This window comes from Brevundimonas intermedia (genome assembly GCF_004614235.1).
GTDB classification, from domain to species: Bacteria; Pseudomonadota; Alphaproteobacteria; order Caulobacterales; family Caulobacteraceae; genus Brevundimonas; species Brevundimonas intermedia_A.
The window spans coordinates 64,002-84,597 of record NZ_SPVH01000007.1 but is presented as its reverse complement, the minus strand read 5'-3'; the positions used below and the strand labels follow the sequence as shown (position 1 = coordinate 84,597).

The 20,596-nt window shown below is 64.3% G+C and carries 18 protein-coding genes and 1 tRNA gene; 12 read left to right on the top strand and 7 right to left on the bottom strand.

The features are described 5' to 3' along the window. Positions 1-3: 3 nt before the first annotated feature. From EGY25_RS14395 to EGY25_RS14370, 6 genes are all read left to right on the top strand, one after another. Positions 4-198 carry a hypothetical protein gene (locus EGY25_RS14395; protein WP_135195722.1) on the top strand — a complete coding sequence of 65 codons (195 nt, stop codon included), beginning with the start codon at positions 4-6 and terminating at the stop codon, positions 196-198. A 61-nt stretch (positions 199-259) separates the two neighbouring features. Then, positions 260-1,120, top strand: a complete 861-nt coding sequence (locus tag EGY25_RS14390; RefSeq protein ID WP_135195721.1) for an AAA family ATPase — start codon at positions 260-262, stop codon at positions 1,118-1,120. Between the two features lie 72 nt (positions 1,121-1,192). Continuing rightward, positions 1,193-1,996 carry a methyltransferase type 11 gene (locus EGY25_RS14385; RefSeq protein WP_135195720.1) on the top strand — a complete coding sequence of 268 codons (804 nt, stop codon included), beginning with the start codon at positions 1,193-1,195 and terminating at the stop codon, positions 1,994-1,996. Between the two features lie 114 nt (positions 1,997-2,110). Next, positions 2,111-2,752 carry a YfbR-like 5'-deoxynucleotidase gene (locus EGY25_RS14380; protein ID WP_135195719.1) on the top strand — a complete coding sequence of 214 codons (642 nt, stop codon included), beginning with the start codon at positions 2,111-2,113 and terminating at the stop codon, positions 2,750-2,752. Between the two features lie 4 nt (positions 2,753-2,756). Continuing rightward, positions 2,757-3,689, top strand: coding sequence for an NUDIX hydrolase (locus EGY25_RS14375; RefSeq protein ID WP_135195718.1), 933 nt, complete (start codon positions 2,757-2,759; stop codon positions 3,687-3,689). Between the two features lie 87 nt (positions 3,690-3,776). After that, positions 3,777-3,866 (top strand) — tRNA-Ser (locus EGY25_RS14370). Positions 3,867-3,963: 97 nt separating this feature from the next. Here EGY25_RS14370 and EGY25_RS14365 read toward each other — a convergent pair. The 3 genes from EGY25_RS14365 to EGY25_RS14355 all read right to left on the bottom strand — a co-directional run bounded on the left by EGY25_RS14365 (position 3,964) and on the right by EGY25_RS14355 (position 8,311). Continuing rightward, positions 3,964-4,578, bottom strand: a complete 615-nt coding sequence (locus EGY25_RS14365; protein WP_135195717.1) for a hypothetical protein — start codon at positions 4,576-4,578, stop codon at positions 3,964-3,966. Between the two features lie 118 nt (positions 4,579-4,696). After that, complete coding sequence (locus EGY25_RS14360) at positions 4,697-5,089, bottom strand: Arm DNA-binding domain-containing protein (protein ID WP_135195716.1); 393 nt, start codon at positions 5,087-5,089, stop codon at positions 4,697-4,699. Between the two features lie 360 nt (positions 5,090-5,449). Next, positions 5,450-8,311 (bottom strand): TonB-dependent receptor, encoded by a 2,862-nt coding sequence (locus EGY25_RS14355; RefSeq protein ID WP_167762577.1) that lies wholly within the window; start codon positions 8,309-8,311, stop codon positions 5,450-5,452. Positions 8,312-8,657: 346 nt separating this feature from the next. On the opposite strand from EGY25_RS14355, the gene EGY25_RS14350 reads away from it, so the two are divergent. Then, the gene (locus EGY25_RS14350) at positions 8,658-10,211 is read left to right on the top strand and encodes a carboxylesterase/lipase family protein (protein ID WP_135195714.1); all 1,554 of its coding nucleotides are present in this window, start codon (positions 8,658-8,660) and stop codon (positions 10,209-10,211) included. A gap of 266 nt (positions 10,212-10,477) precedes the next feature. Here the strand turns inward: EGY25_RS14350 and EGY25_RS14345 are convergent, their stop codons facing one another. The 3 genes from EGY25_RS14345 to EGY25_RS14335 all read right to left on the bottom strand — a co-directional run bounded on the left by EGY25_RS14345 (position 10,478) and on the right by EGY25_RS14335 (position 13,799). Next, on the bottom strand, positions 10,478-11,464 hold the full coding sequence (locus tag EGY25_RS14345) for an alpha/beta hydrolase (protein ID WP_245159486.1): 987 nt from the start codon (positions 11,462-11,464) through the stop codon (positions 10,478-10,480). 102 nt (positions 11,465-11,566) lie between these two features. Further along, positions 11,567-12,874 carry an MFS transporter gene (locus EGY25_RS14340; protein ID WP_135195712.1) on the bottom strand — a complete coding sequence of 436 codons (1,308 nt, stop codon included), beginning with the start codon at positions 12,872-12,874 and terminating at the stop codon, positions 11,567-11,569. A gap of 85 nt (positions 12,875-12,959) precedes the next feature. Beyond that, positions 12,960-13,799 (bottom strand): 2-keto-4-pentenoate hydratase, encoded by an 840-nt coding sequence (locus tag EGY25_RS14335; RefSeq protein ID WP_135195711.1) that lies wholly within the window; start codon positions 13,797-13,799, stop codon positions 12,960-12,962. A gap of 170 nt (positions 13,800-13,969) precedes the next feature. Here EGY25_RS14335 and EGY25_RS14330 point away from each other — a divergent pair, with 170 nt between their 5' ends. Next, positions 13,970-15,019, top strand: coding sequence for a LacI family DNA-binding transcriptional regulator (locus tag EGY25_RS14330; RefSeq protein WP_135195710.1), 1,050 nt, complete (start codon positions 13,970-13,972; stop codon positions 15,017-15,019). Between the two features lie 44 nt (positions 15,020-15,063). On the opposite strand, the gene EGY25_RS14325 is transcribed toward EGY25_RS14330, so the two are convergent. Then, a complete protein-coding gene (locus EGY25_RS14325) occupies positions 15,064-15,726 on the bottom strand; it encodes an RpiB/LacA/LacB family sugar-phosphate isomerase (RefSeq protein ID WP_135195709.1) in 663 nt (220 codons plus the stop codon). 173 nt (positions 15,727-15,899) lie between these two features. Here EGY25_RS14325 and kduI point away from each other — a divergent pair, with 173 nt between their 5' ends. The 4 genes from kduI (at position 15,900) to EGY25_RS14305 (ending at position 20,566) form a co-directional block, all read left to right on the top strand. Beyond that, on the top strand, positions 15,900-16,745 hold the full coding sequence (kduI, locus tag EGY25_RS14320) for a 5-dehydro-4-deoxy-D-glucuronate isomerase (protein ID WP_135196060.1): 846 nt from the start codon (positions 15,900-15,902) through the stop codon (positions 16,743-16,745). A gap of 22 nt (positions 16,746-16,767) precedes the next feature. Beyond that, complete coding sequence (gene kduD, locus EGY25_RS14315) at positions 16,768-17,526, top strand: 2-dehydro-3-deoxy-D-gluconate 5-dehydrogenase KduD (RefSeq protein ID WP_135195708.1); 759 nt, start codon at positions 16,768-16,770, stop codon at positions 17,524-17,526. A gap of 193 nt (positions 17,527-17,719) precedes the next feature. Continuing rightward, positions 17,720-18,763: a sugar kinase gene (locus EGY25_RS14310; protein WP_135195707.1), complete on the top strand. Its 1,044-nt coding sequence runs from the start codon at positions 17,720-17,722 to the stop codon at positions 18,761-18,763. 159 nt (positions 18,764-18,922) lie between these two features. Next, positions 18,923-20,566 (top strand): pectate lyase, encoded by a 1,644-nt coding sequence (locus EGY25_RS14305; RefSeq protein ID WP_135195706.1) that lies wholly within the window; start codon positions 18,923-18,925, stop codon positions 20,564-20,566. Positions 20,567-20,596: the final 30 nt, after the last annotated feature.

Sequence of the window (20,596 nt, the reverse complement as noted above, 5' to 3'; positions counted from 1 at the left end):
GACATGGACCACAGCAACGCCCGCAACGATGCGTCGTCGGACGCCCCGCACGCAAAGCGCAGCAAGTCCGAAGACGGCGTGCCCGATCAACTGGACAAGATCGACAAAGACGAGAGCCGCCAGGAGGCCTTGGTCGATGAAGGGCTGGAGGAGACCTTCCCCGCCAGCGATCCCGTCTCGGCCAAACGCATCACCTGATCACTGTTCATGCGGATGACGATCCGCTACCCACTTCGTGGAGACACGGAGTGGGTTTTTCATGAGCCGGTTCGAAGGCACAGATCGATACATCGCCACCGGCGATCTGAAGGTGGCGGTCAACGCCGCCGTGGCGCTTGAACGCCCTTTGCTGATCAAGGGCGAACCCGGCACCGGCAAGACGGTTCTGGCTTACGAGATCGCCAAGGCGTTCGACGCGCCCCTGATCACCTGGCACGTCAAATCCACGACCAAGGCCCACAGCGGCCTCTATGAATATGACGCCGTAAGCCGCCTGCGCGACAGCCAACTGGGCGAGGAACGCGTTCATGACGTCCGCAACTATCTGAAGAAGGGCAAGCTTTGGGAGGCTTTCACCGCCCCGGCCCGCCCCGTCCTTCTGATCGACGAGATCGACAAGGCCGACATCGAGTTTCCCAACGATCTGTTGCAGGAACTGGATCGCATGGAGTTCTACGTCCAGGAAACCGACGAGACGATCCGTGCCGAGGTCCGCCCGATCGTCATCATCACCTCGAACAACGAAAAAGAACTGCCCGACGCCTTCCTGCGCCGCTGCTTCTTCCACTTCATCCGCTTCCCCGATCCCGAAACCCTGTCGGCCATCGTCGATGTCCACTTCCCCGGCATCAAGCCACGCTTGGTTTCCGAGGCGCTGAAGACCTTCTACGAGATCCGCGACACGCCGGGCCTCAAGAAGAAGCCTTCGACGTCGGAACTTCTGGATTGGCTGAAGCTGCTGCTGGTCGAGGACATCGACGCCGAGACCCTGCGCGAGAAGACGCCCAACAAGCTGATCCCGCCCCTGCACGGGGCCCTGCTGAAGAACGAACAGGACGTGCATCTGTTCGAACGTCTCGCCTTCCTGAACCGCCGCGAAGGCTCGCGCCCCGGCGGCTGACCTGTGATTACCGCGATTTCACTGGATAGTACGGCGCCAGCGCGCAGTATGAAGGCCACGAGAGGTTCGACCATGCGTCATATCCTGCTTTATCTAGCCCTGAGCGCCAGCCTGGCCGCGTGCGACGGCGACAACTCGGTGCGGATCACCACCACCTCGTCCGGCGACGACCAAGGCACGGGCGTCCTGAAGGTCATCGACGCCCTGCAGTGTCCCGACAATGTCGGCGTGTTGACGCGCAAGGGTCTGATCGCGGCCGGCGGCACGAGCTGCGTCTATGGCGGACCCAAGGGCGCCGACGTGGTGCTGCATCTGGTCAAGCTGGACGGACGTTCCGTCGATGACGTGCTGCGCGACTTCGAAGAGCGCGCCAGCACCGACCTGCCCCACACTGTGGCGCGTCTGGCTCCCGGCGCCGGCGACGCCCCGCCCGCGCCATCGACGACAGAGCCGACCGAGACCGCCTCGGTCCAGGCGCCCGGCGTCGATATCCGGGCGCGTGGCGACGACGCCTCGGTCAATCTTCCCGGGCTGAAAATTGAGACCCAGGGCGATAACGCCAGCGTCCGTATCGGCGGCATCAACATTCAGTCCAAGGACGGACAGAACACCCGCACGGAAACCTCCAGCGTCAGCATCGACACCAACGACAACTCCACACGCGTGCGGACCCGTGCGCCGGGCGCCGCCACGCGCATGACCTACATCCTGGCCGACGATCAGCCCAGCAACGCCGGCTGGCGTCAGGTCGGGTTCGAGGCCAGAGGCCCCAGCGGCGGCCCCATCGTGGTCGCCGTGGTCCGGTCCAAGGATCGCGAGAACGGCCGCATCTTCGACGACGCCAAGGATCTGGTCGCCCTGAACGTCGGGCGCTGACGCTCGTCGAAGGGCTGGTTTTCCCCGTCCATCGGCGCGGATGGCGCCGTGCGGCTTGATCCCGGCGCGTCTTTGGGTCACCTGACCCCCCGACAAGCGATCAGGACACGCCCTTTGGCCGAGCGCACACCCAAGAAGAACGCACCGCGCGCATGGCAGCGCATGCTGTCAGGCCGTCGTCTGGACCTGCTCGATCCCTCGCCCTTCGACATCGAGATCGAGGACATCGCCCATGGCCTAGCTCGCGTCGCGCGCTGGAACGGCCAGACCATCGGCGAGCACGCCTTCTCGGTCGCCCAGCACTCGTGCGTCGTCGAAGAGATCGCCGCCCACATCAAGCCCGGCCTGGATCCGAAATGGCGCCTGGCCGCCCTGCTGCATGACGCCTCGGAATACGTCATCGGCGACATGATCTCGCCGTTCAAGGCGGCTCTGGGTTCGGGCTACAAGGACTTCGAAGCCCGGCTGGAGGCCGCCATCCACCTGCGATATGGCCTGCCGCCCAAGACGCCGCAGACAATCAAGACCCTGATCAAGAAGGCCGACAAGGCCTGCGCCTTCTTCGAGGCGACGCAGTTGGCCGGTTTCACCGAAAAGGAATCGCTCGGCTTCTTCGGCAGTCCGCCCGAGGGCTACAGCCTGACCATCGAGCCCCAACCCGCTCCGGTCGCCCAGGCCCGTTATCTGGAGCGCTACCGCGTCCTCGCCGGGGCCGTCGGTCTAATTCCCGCCGACGACGCCTGGCACACGGAATAGATCGATGATGCAGGGGGCGGAGGACGGCGTGCGCATCGGTCTGTCGGCGGTCGTCATGACGCTGAAGGATCGCCAGGCCGTCGTCCTGACCACCCCGGCCGAGGACGGCTCGCGCGCCCTGCCCTTCGGCCCGTTCGATCCGTTGCGCGACCGCACGTTCGAGCGCGCCCTGCGTGACTTCGTGACGGCCCAGACGGGATTCCGGCTCGGCTTCGTCGAGCAGCTCTACACCTTCGGCGACGCGGGCCGCGCCTCGCCCCGCGCCACACCCGGCCCCGGCCGCCACCGCGAGGTCTCCGTCGGCTATCTGGCTCTGACGCCCGACGCCTCGGAAGGCCAGACCCACGACGCCCGCTGGGACGCGGTCTTCGACTTCTTTCCCTGGGAAGACCGGCGCGGCGACCACGACGCCGCCCTGACCGACGGCCTGCTCGCCTGGGCCGCCGGCGACGAACACCGCCTGGCCCGCGCCCGCGCCCTGTTCGCCCTGACGCCCGAGCATCGCTGGAACGAGGAGCGGGTGCTGGAGCGCTACGAGCTGCTCTATGAGGGGCGCCTGGTCGCCGAGGCCTGGCGCGATGCCGATCAGCCCCCACCCGAGCCCATGCCCGGCCGCATCATGACCTCGGATCACCGACGCATCCTGGCGACTGCTCTTGGCCGGCTGCGCAGCAAGCTGAAATACCGCCCGGTCCTGTTCGACCTGACCCCCGGCGTCTTCACCCTGTCCCAACTTCAGGCCGGCGCCGAGGCCGTCTCGGGCCTTAGCCTGCACAAGCAGAACTTCCGGCGCGGGGTGGAGCGAACAGGCCTGGTCGAACCCACCGGACAGCTCTCCTCGACCACCGGCGGCCGCCCCGCCGAACTGTTTCGATTCAAGGGCGTGGACGCCCAAACCGGCGCCGCGCCGGGCTTGTCCCTGCCTGCCCAAAGATAGCGGCGGATTTCTTTAACAGACGGGTTGCGAAGCGCTGCGGCTCCGATTAGAGAAGCCCCTCGCTCGACCAAGCGATATCGGCGCCGCGGAGAGGTGGCAGAGTGGTCGAATGTACCGCACTCGAAATGCGGCGTGCCTGGAAGGGTACCGTGGGTTCGAATCCCACCCTCTCCGCCATCGTCTCTTGAAAAGAGCCGTTTTTCAGTGCCTTGCCGGGGTCGTTGCATCCGGCCCTAAGGCAGCCCCTAAATTGCTATTTTGTTGGGGATAACCCTTACGCGGCTTTTTTGACCCGCTGCGCAATGAGGATTTCTTCAGTCGTTCGGATTGCGAAGTTAGCCGCTTTAGCCGAGTGCTTGTGCGTACGCCAGAAGCATTTCTGTGTGACGGTGTCGATCAAAGCAAACCGCCAGTTGGAGTACGCGTCTTTTTGAAGCCCGACTTCCAACAGATGCACCCCAATGCTCGCCACCTGAGCCGTGAGCCGAACTTCTTTGAACATCCAAGGCACATAGGCGGTTGTCACACCCTTCCGTTCAACGGCGAAGCAGGGCTTCAGGCTAACGATCAACTCGCCCTTTGGGCCTGCAAGTTCGCCTGAGGGAGGCTCTTTGCCAACACCGGGATTTGCGATCTTCCAGCCGTACAGTCCCTTCAGCGCCTCTTGGTTGTCCAAACGCTGGTGTGAGCGGCTAATCTTTGACATCGTGTCGGCGACAGCCTGATCGTAGGACACGTCGTCCCCGAACATCTTCTGCGCGCCAAGCTTAGCAGCCCAGTGATAGTCTCTGCCACCCGGATCATCCGCATATTTTGCGAGCCTCGTTGTCCGAGAAACGGAATCAAGGCAATCAGAGAAAAGAAAAGCTACCAGACCCATGCGCGTCATTTGTCGCCCTTTCACAGCGAATCAGCATGAGTGACCGATTCCCGTTCGTTAACAAGCGATGAATCTGGTCAGCGCCATCTAACGCGCGGTCCGCCGTGCGCCGCCACAGAAGCTTCCTCTAACGACCTTCGACGGCCTCCACCTCGGCCCGAGTGAAGAACACGTTCTCAGGCACACCGCCCATCCGGCAGCCACCCCCCTTGAGAGCGATGAATTCCTCAGCCATTGCGCTGAACGAGGGGGCGGAGCTTTGCTGGTCGAACTTGGCTAGCGGGTCCACGCCAGATTTCACCAGTGCTCGTGCGGCTGCACTTTTCGTACGGGCTTCGGCCAACGACGTATCGGAGAAGCCGCCAAGGCCCATCTCTCGGCGACGCCCCTTCCACTGGTATACGTAGACCCAGCTTTTCCGACGATCAGAGACGCGCAGATAGAGGCCTGCTCCGTCGTTGTGAAAACCAATGCCAAGCGACTTGGCGGCGAGTGCTGTAAGGCGATTTGTTGTGCTCATGAGGGCGACGTGGCCCTAAGCCCGACCCTAAAACAACCGGTTGGATTGTCAGCAACGGTGGTGGACACCACTGGACGGAAACCACGATAACCAACTGTTAATAACCGTGATTTTGACAGTTAGGTACGACGGCGGATGAGCGTCCTGCGGGCACCCTCTCCGCCATCCGTCAGCCTCATCGCTGACGACCGCCGAATAAAGCTATCTAACTACAGAATATGCGCGCTTCGGGAGAATATCCCTGCGGCCTCAGTCCGCCTCGTCCTAGCTACGAGCACGGAAAAACGGGCGGCCTTTCGACCGCCCGTTTGTTATTTCCAACTTAGAGCGACAAGCCCCTGACGCGACCCTTACCGCGCATCAGAACCTGTAACGCGCGCCCACGAACACCTGACGGCCGGTGTGGTGGTAAACGTAGGTGCTGTCTCGAGGCCCGTCGAGATCGCCGTGGTTCTGGCGATTTTCCTCGTCGGTGAGGTTCAATCCCTCCAGCGTCACGCTGAGGTTTTCGGTGAGATTGTACGAGGCCGAAGCGTCGATGGTCGTCGTCTCGGTCTTGCCTTGGTAGGGGATACCGTTCGAGCCGCCGTTCGAGCCAGGTACGGACTGGTAATAGGCGTCACGATAAGCCGCCGATACACGCGCATTGAACTTGCCGTCGTCATAATAAAGCGTGGCGTTCCAAGCATTTGGCGACAAGTTCACCAAATCCTCGGTCACGAACACACGGCAGGACGAGTCCGTGCAGTAGTCGATTTCCGATTCGACGTGTGTGTAGTTCAGCTGAGCACCCAGGTTCGCGAACAGACCAGGCAGGAAAGTGAAGGTCTGCTGGTAGCTGATCTCGAAGCCCTTCAGAGGGCCACCTGGAGTGTTAGTCGGCGTGCTGAAGACATACTCTTCTCCGACGGGACGGTTCGGTGCTGCGGGGAAGGCGACCGGATTCAGGGCCGTAAGTTGGGCGTAGGTCAGAGTCTGCTGCGTCGTTTGCACATAGGTCGAGATGTCCTTGTAGAAGTAGGCAAAGGACAGCAGGGCCTCAGGCGCGAAATAGTACTCGACTGAAAGGTCGTACGTCTTGGCGCGATACGGATCCAGCGCCACGTTGCCGAGCGACGCCGTACGGTTAGCGGCATCGAATGCACTGAGGCCGAACACTGGGATCAGACTGCCGACCGGCGGACGCGCCATGACCTTGGCGGCGCCGAACCGGACGATCAGATCCTCAAACGGTTCCAGCGAGACGTTCAGCGACGGCAGCGTGTCTTCATACTCGTTTTCACCGGTCGTGGGCGTCGCAACCCCGCCGACGTTGGAATAGCCGAGAGCGTTGACCTCGGTCTCGACCTGACGGACGCCGACGTTCCCGCGGAAGGGTATGGAGCCGATCGTCGTGTTCCAGTCAGCTTGGACATAGGCGCCGGTGTCTTCTTCCGACACGTCCCGCCAGCCGCCGAAGGTCGAGATATTTTCGTTGAGGCCCAGCAACCGGAAATCGCCACCCGAAACGCCGGTGTCGCAGTTGCAACTGTAGTTCCAGACACCATCGAGCGCGCCCAGATCCGGACGGACCCAGGAGGTCGCCGAACCCGCAGGCAGGTCCAGGTTTTTGCCGAAATCCTCCAGCATGTTCGTGACGTCGGCCAAGCTCACGCCGGCGGGCAGTTCAGGGGCGCCGTTGTTGAGACGCGCGAAGCTTCGGCTGCTGGATTCGAACTTCTTCCAGCTGACGCCGGCCTTCAGCGTCAACCAGTCGTTCAAGTCGTAGACTAAATTGGCCTCGGCGGTCGAATAGACGTTGTCCTGGAAGTTCGAGCTGGAGCGGAGTTCGGAACGGGGTTGGGCGCCGGTCGGCCCCACGATCGACCACTGGGCCGGATCGGTGACGTCGAAACCGTAGCCGATCAGGGGAAGGTTCCGATCGTCGCGGAAATCTATCGTGTAGCCATCAACGTTTTGACGGTCGATGATCGCACTGACCTGCGTCGGGTTGCCGAACTGAGAATCCGCGCGACCGACTAGGCCGTTGAAGCGGAACTTGTCCGAGAACTCGTGTTCGACACCGAACGTCAGCTGGGTGAACTCGGTCTCCAGGACGTCAAAGCGCTGCTCGCTGCGGATATCCATATTGTCGAGCTCGGCGTAGATCATCTCGCCGGTGTTGGGGTCGATCTCGTAATCGACGATTTCCACCTCGGGCTTGCCGCCCTGGCTCGCATTGCGACTAAGCGACCAAGCCTGCAGGAAGTTCTCGCTGCGGGTCGAATCCAATTTCGAATACAGGGCGTCGAAGGTGAACAGGGTCGGGCCGTTATCCGGACGCGCCTGGAACGACAGAGTTGCGCCGAGACGCTTCTGCCCATGCTCAAGACTGCCATAGCGTGGAATACGTGGGTGATAGGTTCCGGCCGGATTTGGCAGAATGCTTGTGTTAAGGAAGCCGTTATCGGCGTTGGCCGGCCCCCAGCGAACCGAGCTGAAGCCTTCTTCCAGGCTCTCCTTCTCGCTGTAGGCGATCGAGAACAGCGCGCCCAACTGCCCGTCGGCCCAGGTGTTGGAGATCAAGCCGGCGAACCGCGGGTCCCAGTTCTCGGACAGGTCGTTGTAGCCATACTGTCCAGAGATCGCACCCTGGAAACCCGGCTTGTCAAACGGGCGGCTGGTCTTCAGGTCGACAGTGGCGCCCAACGACCCCTCTTCAACCTCTGCAGAAGCGGTCTTGCGCACCGTGATGTTGTTGAAGAGTTCGGACGCAAAGACGTTGAAATCGAAGCCGCGGCCGCGGTTCACGCCGCCCGAGGAGTCAGTCGCGCTGGTGGTGGCCTGAGCCTCGATGCCGTTGATGCGGGTGCGGGTAAACTCCGAGCTCAGGCCCCGCACGGTGATCGAACGGCCTTCGCCGGCGTCGCGGTCGATGGAAACGCCGGGAATGCGCTGGATCGACTCGGCCAGGTTGGTGTCTGGGAAGTCAGCGATATCTTCGGCCGAAATGGCGTCGACGACGCCAGCCTCGTTGCGCTTTATGTTCAGGGCGTTCTGCAGGCTTGCGCGGAAGCCCGTGACGACGATCTCGCCGACTTCGGTTGCATTGTCGTCCTGCGGCGCGGCAGAGGTATCGGCAGTTTGTGCGGCGGCGTCGTGCGCCACCATGGCCAGGGCGAGCGCGCCCAGCGAGGCGGTGGCGACCAGTGCGTGGCGCGCAAATTTGTGGCGTTGGGTCATTCTATTGTCTCCTCCCAAGTGTGGCGATCTCGGGGATCGAAATGTCCCCGTTCCAGCCGCCCGCTGCTGGCGGGCGACACCGGTGTCAACGCTTGTTCGCCAAGCTGCTGCTACCGGTGTCATAAATGTTTAGCCACACATGTCGCCGTGTGGCAAGAACGTGACCGCCATGATCTCAAATTTGTAATCTAACGAATACAGCAGTGCTCAGAGGCTTCTGAACCAACGCCCAGCGCGCAAGACGCTGGCGAGAGGAGGGAAGAATGATCTTCAAGACATACACTTCAGTGTTTTACACGCCGATGGCGGTAAGAACGGTGTTCCAGCCCATTGTCGGTGTTGCGACATGATCACCAGACGCTCGGCTATCGCCGCCGGCCTCGCAGGCGCCGCCTTACCCTTCGCGGCAAGAGCTGATTCTTACGATCCCCAGGTGCGCACCACGGCTGGGCCGGTGGTCGGACTGCGCCGCGACGGAATCAGCGTGTTCAAGGGCGTGCGTTACGGCGCGCTGACCCGACGTTTCCAACCGCCGGAGCGGCCGGCGCCGTGGCGCGAGCCTGTTCGCGCGACGACCTATGGCGCGGCCAGTCCCCAACGCGGTGACGAGGCGAATCAAAGCGAGGACTGCCTGTTCCTGAACGTTTGGACGCCGGGGACCGACGCCGCCCGACGGCCGGTGATGGTCTATATCCACGGCGGCGCCTATTCGAGCGGGTCTGGATCTGACCCGCTGTATGACGGGACGCGGCTGGCGGCGCGCGGCGACGTGGTGGTGGTCACGCTGAACCACCGGTTGAACGTCTTTGGCTATGCCTATCTGGCGCGGCTGGCGCCAGGGTTCGAGGATTCGGGCAACGTCGGTCAGATGGATCTGATCCTGGCGCTGCAATGGGTGCGGGACAATATCGCGGCCTTCGGCGGCGACCCGTCGCGCGTCATGCTGTTCGGCCAGTCGGGCGGTGGCGCCAAGATCGCCACCCTGATGGCCACGCCCGCAGCCCAGGGCCTGTTCCACCGCGCCGCGACCATGAGCGGCCAGCAGGTCACGGCGTCCGGCCCGATCAACGCCACGACGCGAGCGACGGCCTGGCTGAAGGCCATTGGCCTGACGCCTGACCGGGCGGCCGAGGCGGCGACGATGCCGGTCGAACGGCTACTGGAGGCTCAGACCGCCGAGGATCCCATCCTGGGCTTCGGCGGCCTGTATTTCGGGCCGGTGCTAGATTTCCGCACCCTGCCCCGCCATCCCTTCTATCCCGACGCGGCGCCTCTGGGTCGGTCGATTCCGATGATCATCGGCAATACCCGCGAAGAGACGCTGGGCTTCATGGGCAATGATCCCAAGAATGTCGGCCTGACGTGGGAGACCCTGGCGACGCGGCTGTCGCCCGGCGTCATGCGAATCGACATCACGCCCGAAGCGGTGATCGCCGGCTATCGCGCCATGCATCCCGACTGGTCGCCCGATCAGGTGCTGATCGCCGCCACGACGGCGGGCCGGTCCTGGCGCGGGGCGGTGATCGAGGCCGAGGAGCGGGCCAAGGCCGGGGCGCCCGCCTGGGTCTATCGGCTCGACTTCCCCGGCGAGATGGCGTCGGGTCGCAAGGGCGCCTTCCACACCGCCGACATCCCCTTGGTGTTCGACAATGTCGAGGCGGCCGGCTCGCGGACGCGAGGACCGGGCGCGCAAGCGCTGGCGGATCGGATGAGCGACGCCTTCATCGCCCTGGCCCGCGACGGCGATCCGAACCATGCCGGACTGCCGCCCTGGGACCGCTACGAACTGCCGCGCCGCCAGACCATGCTGATGGACGTGCAGCCGCGCATGGCCGATGACCCGCGTGGCGACGAACGGGCCTTCTTCTCGGCCATTCCCTACATCCAGCCGGGCACGTGAGCGGACTTGGACTCCAACTCGGAAAAAAACAGTCCAGCGAGTCTAACTTCCGGTCCCTCTCGTGTCATTGACTGAAGACCGGGGAGTATAACGCGGCCCGGAGGGCTGTTAGGTCGATTCTCGTTGGCGAGCGAAAAAGCTGGAAAAATCAATTCCTTTCACTGTCAAAATAGGATGGCTAGCCCAGGGACGGCGTTAGATGCGCCGATCAAGTCGTCATCGCGGCCTGCAGAAGACCCGCAGTCGAAGTTGGACTCACAGAGCTTCTAAAGTGGGAAATCTAACCGCGCCGCCCAGGCGCGGACCAGGTCAGGCCAGACTTGGGCCGGTCGTCCCTGGATCAGGCGGATGCCGAAGCCATGGCTGCCTTCCTGGAACAGATGCACCTCGGTCGGAACGGCGGCGGCCTTGAGCGTGGTCAGCAGTTGCAGGCTGTTCTCGACCGGCACCGAGGCGTCGTCGAGCGCGTGCAGAAGGAAGACGGGGGCCGCGCCCCGCCAGTCCATCCGCTCCAGAGAATAGGCCGCTATCCGCTCCGGCGACGGCGTCTCGCCTAACAGGTGGGTGCGCGATCCGGCGTGGACATAGGGGTCCGCCATGGTCGCCACGGGATACATCAGGACGGTCAGGTCCGGGCGAAGCGACAGGGCGTCGGCGGCGTCCGTCGCCGCATAGGCCGCATCCGTGCGCGCACTGGCCAGGCCCGCCAGATGCCCTCCGGCCGAAGCGCCCAGGACGCCGATCTTCTTCGGATCGACGCCATAGTCGGCGGCCCGACTGCGGATGAGGCGAATGGCGCGCTGTGCGTCCTGAAGCGGCGCGTCGGCTCCGGCTGCCCATCCGTCGGCCGGCAGGCGATAGCGCAGCACGAAACAGGTCGTGCCGCTGGCCGCGAAGACGCGCGCCACATCGTAACCCTCCTTGTCCAGCACCGCCCAGCGATAGCCTCCGCCGGGGATCAGCAGCATGGCCGATCCGTTCGGACGCTCCGGCCGAAACACGGTCAGGATCGGATCGGTCGTGTATTGGGCGTAACGGTCGTGGAAGGCGGGATCGGTCGAACGCTCGGGCACGATCGGTGTGACCGTCACCCCCTCCCCGCCTGGCGTGCCGTCGGGCCACAGGCGGATGATCTCGGTCGGATCGGCCGGGCCGGCGCGTCCGCCGTCCGCGATCGTCTGCGCCCTTGCGCCCGTGACGCTCAAGGCCATCCCGGCCCCTGCCGCCAGCCCCAGAAGCGTCCTGCGTTCCATATCCATCGTCGTGCCTCGCATCTTTGAATGGAAAACGGCCGGACGATCGTTCGCCCGGCCGCTCTCATCGCATTGATCAAGCCGGGCGAACCCGACTCAGCCTTAGAGCTTGGCCGGCTCGTACTTCGGCGTGATCAGGTGGATCACCAGCAACGCCAGCAGATAGGCGGAAGCGGCCACTACGAAGATGGGCGTATAGCTGCCGATCTGATCCAGGACGTAGCCGGCGTATTTGGCCATGGCCATGCCGCCGAAGCCGCCGATCATGCCGCCGATGCCGACGACCGACCCCACGGCCGAGCGCGGGAAGACGTCACCCGGCATGGCGTACAGGTTGGCCGAGAAGCCCTGGTGAGCGGCTGTGGCGACGCCGATGATCAGCACCGCGACCCAGACGTTGGCGGCCATGCCGGCAAAGGCGACGGGCACCACGGCCAGGGCGCAGATCAGCATGGTCAACTTGCGCGCTGCATTCAGGCTCATGCCGCGCTTCAGGAACTGGCCGGACAGCCAGCCGCCACCCACCGAACCGACGTCGGACATCAGATAGATGGCGATCAGCGGCGGGCCGAAGGTCAGTAGGTCCAGATTGTATTGCGAGCCCAGGAAGCCCGGCAGCCAGAACAGGAAGAACCACCAGATCGGGTCGATCAGGAACTTGCCCAGTGCATAGGCCCAGGTTTCCTTGACCGTCAGCAGCTTCAGCCAGCCGATCTTCTCGGCCGGATCGGCGGGATCCTGTTCGATGAAGGCCAGCTCGGCCGGCGTGACCTTCTTGTGCTGGCGCGGTTCGCGATAGATCAGGAACCAGATCGGCGCCCAAATCAGCCCGGCGACGCCCAGAATGATGATCGCCATTTCCCAGGCCGGGTTCTCGCGCGAACCAAACCAGACCGTGGCGATCAGCGGGATCAGCAGCGGCGTCAGAATGGCGCCGATATTGGTGCCGGCATTGAAGATACCGACGGCGAATGCCCGCTCCTTCTTGGGGAACCACTCGGTGACGGCCTTGATGCCGGCGGGGAAGCCGCCGCCCTCGCCGATGCCCAAGGCCACACGGGCCGCGATGGCGCCGCCCATACCGCGGATGCCGGCGTGAGCGATAAAGGCGATCTGCCAGATGATGAAGGCCAGGCCGAAGCCCCAGCGGGCGCCGATCCGGTCCACGATCCTTCCCCATAGCAGGTAGGACACGGCATAGGACGCCTGGAACCAGAAGATAATGTCGGCGTAGTTGGTCTCGGTCCAGCCGAACTCTTCCATCAGGGTGGGTTTCAGAACCCCGATCGCCTGACGGTCGACGTAGTTGATCACCATAGCCGCGAACAGCAGCCATACGACCACCCACCGGTATCTTCCCGGTGATGGCGCCTTGATCTTGATGGGACCTGCGCTTGCAGCGTCAGTCATGGTTTAGCACCCGTTCCTGTAGTCCTCGACGCGTCCCTGCTCTTTTCCGTCCCTGAACGGCGGCGGGGTGGGCGTCCGATGATGTTTACTTGGGCTCGGCCCTGACGACCGAACAATGAAGTTCTGCGATACCTTTGAAGATGCACACGGCCTCGTCGCCCGCGTGGACACGGTGGACGCCGGTGACGGCGCCGGTCGAGACCAGCGTGCCCGCCTTCAGCGGACGGCCCCAGCGCGCGCAATGCTCCAGCAGAAAGCGTACAGATTCCATCGCGCCGCCGGCCAACGACAGCGAGCCGCCCGTGCCGACGCTGGCGCCGTTGATGACGGTCTCGACCTCGATGCCGTCCAGGCGCTCGCGCCAATTCTCGACCTCGGGACCGATCATCAGCCCGCCGTTGTTGCCGAAGTCGGAGGCGACGACGGCCGAACCCAGCTCATTGATCGCCGACAGCGGGCTGCCGGCCAGTTCGACGCCGATGAAGACCTTGTCCACGGCGGCCGTAGCTTCCTCGATGGTCCAGTCCGTCTTGGCCGGATCGGCGTCTGCGCCAATGCGGGCGATGAACTCCGATTCGACGGCGGCGAACCCACCCTTGATCTCGGGCAGCGGCACGACGGTGTCGCCGGGGGCCGCCCAGACATTGCGTGCGAAGATGGCGCCGGCCAGGCGGTGGATGCCCAGCTTCGGCTGCTGCGCCGGCGGCACGCCGCCGACCTTCCAGCCCACGACCTCGTCCGGGAACAGGCCGATGGCGATGTCCTGAATGGCGTAGGACTCGGCCATGCTCTGGGGAATTGCGCCCGGATAGTCGGGCGTGCAGCGCGCCGCCAGGCGCGCCTCGACGAACTGTCGGGCGATGTCGGCGTGGTCGGCCGACAGCGAAGCGGCCGAGCCGGAATCCGGGACGGACGTCGCGCTCATCGGGCGTGGCTCGCGAATGAAAGGGTCGAAGTCAAAGCAGTCGCCTCGTGAATAAGCTTCGATAAGAGCGGCGAAGGAAACCGGTGTCAATGCGCTTTAGCAACGCCCCATGGCGCTGACGGCGAGTCGCGGCTATGCCTTTGCATTGCACATAGGGAAGGAGCCGAACCTTGGCTCAAGACGATCCGCGATCCGGCAAACCGGGCAAGCGGGCCACGATCAACGATGTCGCCAGAGAGGCGCAGGTCTCCAAGAAGACCGTCTCGCGGGTCATCAACCAATCGCCGTTCGTCAAGGAAGACACGCGCGAACGGGTCAACGCCGTCATCAAGACCTTGGGCTTCACCCCCGATCCCCAGGCACGCGGCCTGGCGTTCCGGCGCTCGTTCCTGGTCGGTCTGATTTACGACAACCCTAGCCCGACCTATGTCGTGAACATGCAACAGGGCGTTCTGGATGCGCTGAAGGGTTCGGGCCTGGAACTGGTCGTCCACCCGTGCAACCGCAACTCCCCTACCCTGCTCGAAGACATTCGAGGCTTCGTCGAACGCCAGCGTCTGTATGGCGTCATCATGCCGCCGTCGGTGTCGGAGGACGAACAGGTCATCGACCTGCTGCGCGACCTGGATTGTCCCTATGTCCGCATCGCCTCGGTGTCGCTGGACGAACCGCAGGCCATGGTGGTGACCAACGACTGGATCGGTGCTGCCGAGGCGGCGGCGCATCTGGCGGACCTAGGACACCGGCGAATCGGCTTGGTGCGCGGCCCGGACCTCTTCCGCTCGTCGGCCGTGCGGGGCAAGGGGTTCCTGGACGCCCTGGCCGAGCGGGGCATCCCGCTGGACCCCGCCTACGACTTCAAGGGCGCCTATACGTTCGAATCGGGCGTCGAGGCCGGGCACGCCCTGCTGGCGTTGGACACGCCGCCGACCGCCATCTTCACCCTGAACGACGACATGGCCATCGGCGTGATGCAGGCGGCGCGGGATCGCGGGCTGGAGTTGCCGCGCGACTTGTCGGTCGTGGGCTTCGACGACCTGCCGATGGCGGCTCGGGTCTGGCCCAATCTGACGTCGGTGCGCCTGCCGATCCGCGACATGGGGCGGATGGCGGCCGAGAAACTGCTGGCGCCGATGCGCGGCGTCGATCCGGCCAAGATGCAGCAGCCCGAGGTGCGTCCGGCCCTGGTGGTGCGCAAGTCCGCGATCAACGCGGCTTGAAAAAGGTGGATCGGCGCGCGTGATCGCGCGCCGACCTCTAGGCCTTAAGCCGTTTCGAGAACGGGCTTGGCGGCGAGAACACCCTTCAGATAGTCGCGGATGCCTTCGTCGGTGGCGTTGGCGAAGAAGTAGTCCTGGAAGCGCTCGCCGGCGATGGCGGCCTTCAGCAGGTCCTGGTCCATCGTCTTCAGCACCGTCAGCATGTCGTGGCAGGTCACGGCCTTCAGGTCGCTGAGAACGCCGCGATTCTTGCGCATGATCTCGGCGCGTTCCTTGGGATAGCCCAGGCCGCGCTCGCCTTCGAACAGCTTGCGATAGACGTCCTGCAGGTTCAGTTCCGCCGCCCATCCGAAGCCCTTGGCGTAAGGCATGGCGATGGCGTTGCCGTCGTTGATCTGGCCGAACAGGAAGGCGTCGGTCGGGTCGATGATCAGACCGCAGAAGACGCCCGGCATGGCGTTCGCGGCCAGCATCGAGCCTGTGCCCGTGCCGCAGCCGGTGACGACGAAATCGGCCGCGCCCGAGTTCAACAGGATGCCGGTCAGCACGCCGTTCATCACATAGGTCAGCGACGCCTTGTCCTCGGCCGCATACATTCCATAGTGGAAGACTTCATGGCCCAGGGGTTCCGCAACGGCGGTCAGCGCGGCATGCACCGTCTCGCTTTTGGCGGCTTGGCTGTTTTCAATGATGAGAGCGATCTTCATGGGGGAATCCTCAAGACGGTGGCGAAGCGATGCCGAACAGATGTCGGCGATTATGGTGTAATCGATTGCATCATAATATGACACCGGTTACCTAGTCCACAGAAGGACGGACGCAAGATCCGTCACTGTGGCTCGCGCTGTGAGCTCCCAGGGAGACCCAAATGTACGACCCCATGTACGACAAAGTCTATCAGGCCACCCATCCTGACATGATGGACGGCGCCTCGAACCAGCAGCTGCGGGATCGCTATCTTATCGAGGGTCTGTTCGTTTCGGGCCAGATCAGCCTGAACTATTCCCACCATGAGCGCATGATCATCGGCGGCGCGACCCCGGCCGAGACCGCCCTGACCCTCCCCACCCACTCGGAGCCGCCGTCGCTGGCAGGCGCCCCGTTCTTGCAGGCCCGCGAACTGGGCGTGGTCAATATCGGCGGCGCCGGTTCGATCACGGTGGACGGCGAGACCATCGAACTGGGCTTCCGCGACGGCCTGTATGTGCCGATGGGATCGAGCGACGTCAGCTTCGCCTCCAAGAATCCCGCCGAGCCCGCGAAATTCTATCTGGTCGCCACTCCGGCCCACGCCCGATACGACCTGACCAAGATCTCGATCGACGAGGCCGTGCCGCTGGAAATGGGCGCGCTGGAGACGTCGAACGAACGGACCATCTACCAGTATGTCGTGCCGGCCAAGGTGAAGTCCTGCCAGCTATTGCTGGGCGTGACGGTGCTCAAGCCCGGCTCGGTGTGGAACACCATGCCGCCCCACATTCATGACCGCCGTTCGGAAGCCTACCTCTATTTCGGCTTGAGCGAGGACGACCGCGTCTTCCACTTCATGGGCGAGCCGGACAAGTCGCGACACATCGTCATCGCCGACGGCGAGGCCGTGATCTGCCCGCCGTGGTCGATCCACACGGGCGCGGGCACGTCGAACTACACCTTCATCTGGGGCATGGGCGGCGAAAATCTCGACTACACCGACATGTACAAGCTCGACATCTGCCAGTTGAAGTAATCAGGACAAGAGGAAGAAAAACATGAGCAATCCGTTCGACCTGACCGGCAAGGTCGCCTTGGTCACTGGCGGCAACACGGGTCTGGGCCAAGGCATCGCCCTGGCCCTGGCCGAAGCCGGCGCCGACATCGTCTCGGTCGCCCTGTCGGATTCCGACGACACGGTCGCCAAGGTGCAGGCCCTGGGCCGTCGCGCCCACGCCATCAGCGCCGACCTGACCTCGATCGAGCCGGTCGAGCGCGTGGTTCAGGAAGCTCTGGCCGCCATGGGCCGGATCGACATCCTGGTGAACAACGCCGGCCTGATCCGTCGCGCCGACGCGGTGGACTTCACCGAGTCCGACTGGGACTTGGTGATGAACATAAATCTGAAGACCGTCTTCTTCATGAGCCAGGCGGTCGCCCGTCTGTTCATCAAGCAGGGCGACGGCGGCAAGATCATCAACATCGCTTCCATGCTGTCCTTCCAGGGCGGCATCCGCGTGCCCTCCTACACCGCCTCCAAGTCGGGCGTCGCCGGCCTGACCAAACTGATGGCCAACGAGTGGGCGCCGCACCGCATCACCGCCAACGCCATCGCCCCCGGCTATTTCGCCACGGCCAACACCCAGGCCCTGCGCGAGGATCCGGTCCGTTCGGCCGAGATCCTGGGGCGTATCCCCGCCGGTCGCTGGGGCGAGCCTTCGGACCTGGGCGGCGCGGCCGTCTTCCTGGCCAGCCGGGCCTCGGACTATGTCCAAGGCGCCATCCTGCCGGTCGATGGCGGCTGGCAGGCGCGCTAACGCCCCCCCTCCGTCATCCTCGGGCCTGTCCCGAGGATCCAGACTCCCGGTTTCACCGTCGGCGCACCTGTGGAAGCACCGGGAGTCTGGATCCTCGCCACAAGGGCGAGGATGACGACGAAATATTGAAGGCGTTCGCCATCGCATCGCTTTCAGGCACAGTGCCGATCCGATCCCGCTGCGGTTAGTCTTCATGTCCCAGAACGCCCCATCCAGACGCATCCTCTGCTTCGGCGAGATGCTGCTGCGGTTCTCGCCCAATCAGAACGAACTGCTGATGCAGTCCCCCGCCCTGACGATCCGTCCGGCGGGGGCCGAGGCGAACGTCGCCGTGTCCCTGGCCCGCTTTGGCGCGCCGACCAGCATGGCGACGGTCCTGGCCGACAATGCGCTTGGCCGAGGCGTGCGCGACGAGGTGCGCAAGCACGGCGTCGACACCTCGCAGGTCGTATTCAAGCCCGGCCGGATGGGCCTGTATTTCCTGACGCCCGGCGCCGTGCGTCGTCCGTCGGAGGTGCTCTACGACCGCGCCGGCTCCGCCTTCGTCGAACATGTCGATACGGCCTTCGACTGGGATCAGTTGCTGGACGGGGTCGAATGGCTGCACGCCTCGGGCGTGACTCCGGCGACGGGGCCGAACGGTTCGGCCGCCGCCGTGGCCATCATCGAGGCTGCCGTCCGCAAGGGCGTCAAGGTCAGCTATGACGGCAACTTCCGCGGCAAGCTGTGGGAACAGTGGGACGGCGATCCGCCGACCACCCTGGGCAAGATGCTGGCCGGCGCCACGGTCGCCTTCGCCGACGACCGCGACTTCTCCCTGGTTCTGAAGACCAAGTTTGATAACGCCGATCCGGCCGTTCGCCGCCGCGACGCCGCCAAGGCCGCTTTCGCCGCCTTCCCCCGCCTGCAACGCATCGCCTGCACCCTGCGGGTTCAGGGCAGCGTCGCCGACCAGGCCCTGTCGGCGGTCATGCTGACCCGTGATGGCGACAATGTCATCGAAACTAGCGCCGAGGCCATTCACATGGCCGGCGTCGTGGACCGCGTCGGCGGCGGCGACGCGTTCGCCTCGGGCGTGCTGTTCGGTCTGTGGAGCGGATGGTCGGACCAGGAGGCGCTAGACTTCGGCTTGGCGGCAGCGGGCTTGAAACATTCCGTGCCCGGCGACTTCAACCTGTTCACAACCGACGAGGTGCGCGCGGCCATGGGCGACGGTGGGTTCGATATCCGCCGTTGAGGATGCAAACGTCGTGATTTGCTGGAGGCCGCGTGGAGAAGTCCATGCGGCCTTTTTCATTGGCTTCCAAGGACTAGGAAACCGGTGTCAGGCATGCTTGAGTGACGCTTCGAAACGGTCGCCAAGAACCGTCCGAGAGAGGTCACACCAGGAGTTCCCATGTCCGTAACGTCCATGAACCGCCGCGCTCTGCTGGCCGCCGGCGCCGCCGCCACCTTCGTCGCCGCATCCGGCCCCGCCCTCGCCCAGGCATCGCCCGAGCGGGCCGCCGTGCTGGACGCCATGAAGCGCGCCGCCCGGTTCATGAGCGAGGAGGCCGCAGTCGATGGCGGCTATGTCTGGCAATATCTGCCCGATTTCTCGCGCCGTTGGGGAGAGCTGGAGGCCAGCCCGACCATGATCTGGGTCCAGCCGCCCGGCACGGCGACCGTCGGCCACCTGTTTCTGGACGCCTATCACGCCACCGGCGACGCCTTCTACTACGAGGCCGCCAAGAAGGCCGCCGACGCCCTGGTCAAGGGTCAGCACCCATTGGGCGGCTGGAACTATGTCATCGACACCGCTGGCGAGGAGTCGCTGAAGCAGTGGTACGGCACGGTCGGCGCCAATGCTTGGCGGCTGGAGGAATTCCACCACTATTACGGCAACGCCACCTTCGACGACGCGGGCACGGCCGAGGCGTCGCAACTGCTGCTGCGGGTCTATCTTGAGAAGAAGGACCGCAAATATCTGGCGCCGCTGAACAAGGCGATCAGCTTCGTGCTGGAGAGCCAGTACGAAAACGGCGGCTGGCCCCAGCGCTATCCGTTCGTCCAAAACGGCGGCCTGCATGGCCGCGCGGACTATACGCCCTACATCACCTTCAACGACGATGTGGCGGGCGAGAACCTAGAGTTCCTGATCTATGCCTATCACGGCCTGGCGCGGAACAGCCGGGGCGATGCGAAGATTCTGGACGCCATCAACCGCGGCATGGACATCTTCGTGAAGACCCAGCAGCCGCAACCGCAACCGGCCTGGGGCCTGCAGCACTTCCCCGACACGTTAAAGCCCGCCGGCGCGCGGACCATCGAGCCCCAGGCCTTCGTCACCCATGCGACTGGGACCAACATCCGCTCGATGCTGGGCTTCTATCGCCTGACCGGTGACCGGAAATATCTGGCGCGCCTGCCCGAGGCGATGGACTGGCTGGATCAGGTGGCGACCAAGCCGCCGCTGAACACGCCGGGCCGCACGCACCCAACCTTCGTCCTGGAAGGCGCCAATACGCCGATCTATATCCACCGTCGCGGGTCCAACATCGCCAACGGCCAGTATTATTCCGACGACAACCCCACAAATCTGATCGTCCACTACGGCTCGTTCCGCAACGTGGACACCCCGGCCCTCCGCGCCGAATATGCGCGTCTGTCGGCCCTTCCGGTCGAGGAGGCGACCCAAGGCTCGCCGCTGAAGGCGCGCCCCGGCTCGCTGAACCTACCGAAATATTTCACGCTTCAGGACGTGGACGTCTGGGACATGTCCAGCGACGCGCGCCGTCCGACCCGCCCGCACGCCAATCGCGCGGCCGAGGTCATGGCTGGGCTGAACGCCCGCGGCTACTGGCCCACGCCGCTGACGACAACGTCCAACCCCTACAAAGGCCCCTCCCCCACGGCGGTCACCGGCGGCGAATATCAGATGACCCGCGTCGGCGACCTGTGGGACACCTCGCCCTATCAGACGGACTTCCCGGTCGAGGGCGTCTCGACCTCGGTCTTCATCCGCAACATGGGCGACCTGATCGAGGCGTTGGGGGCGTAGGCGAGACCACCCTCCGTCATCCTTGGGCTT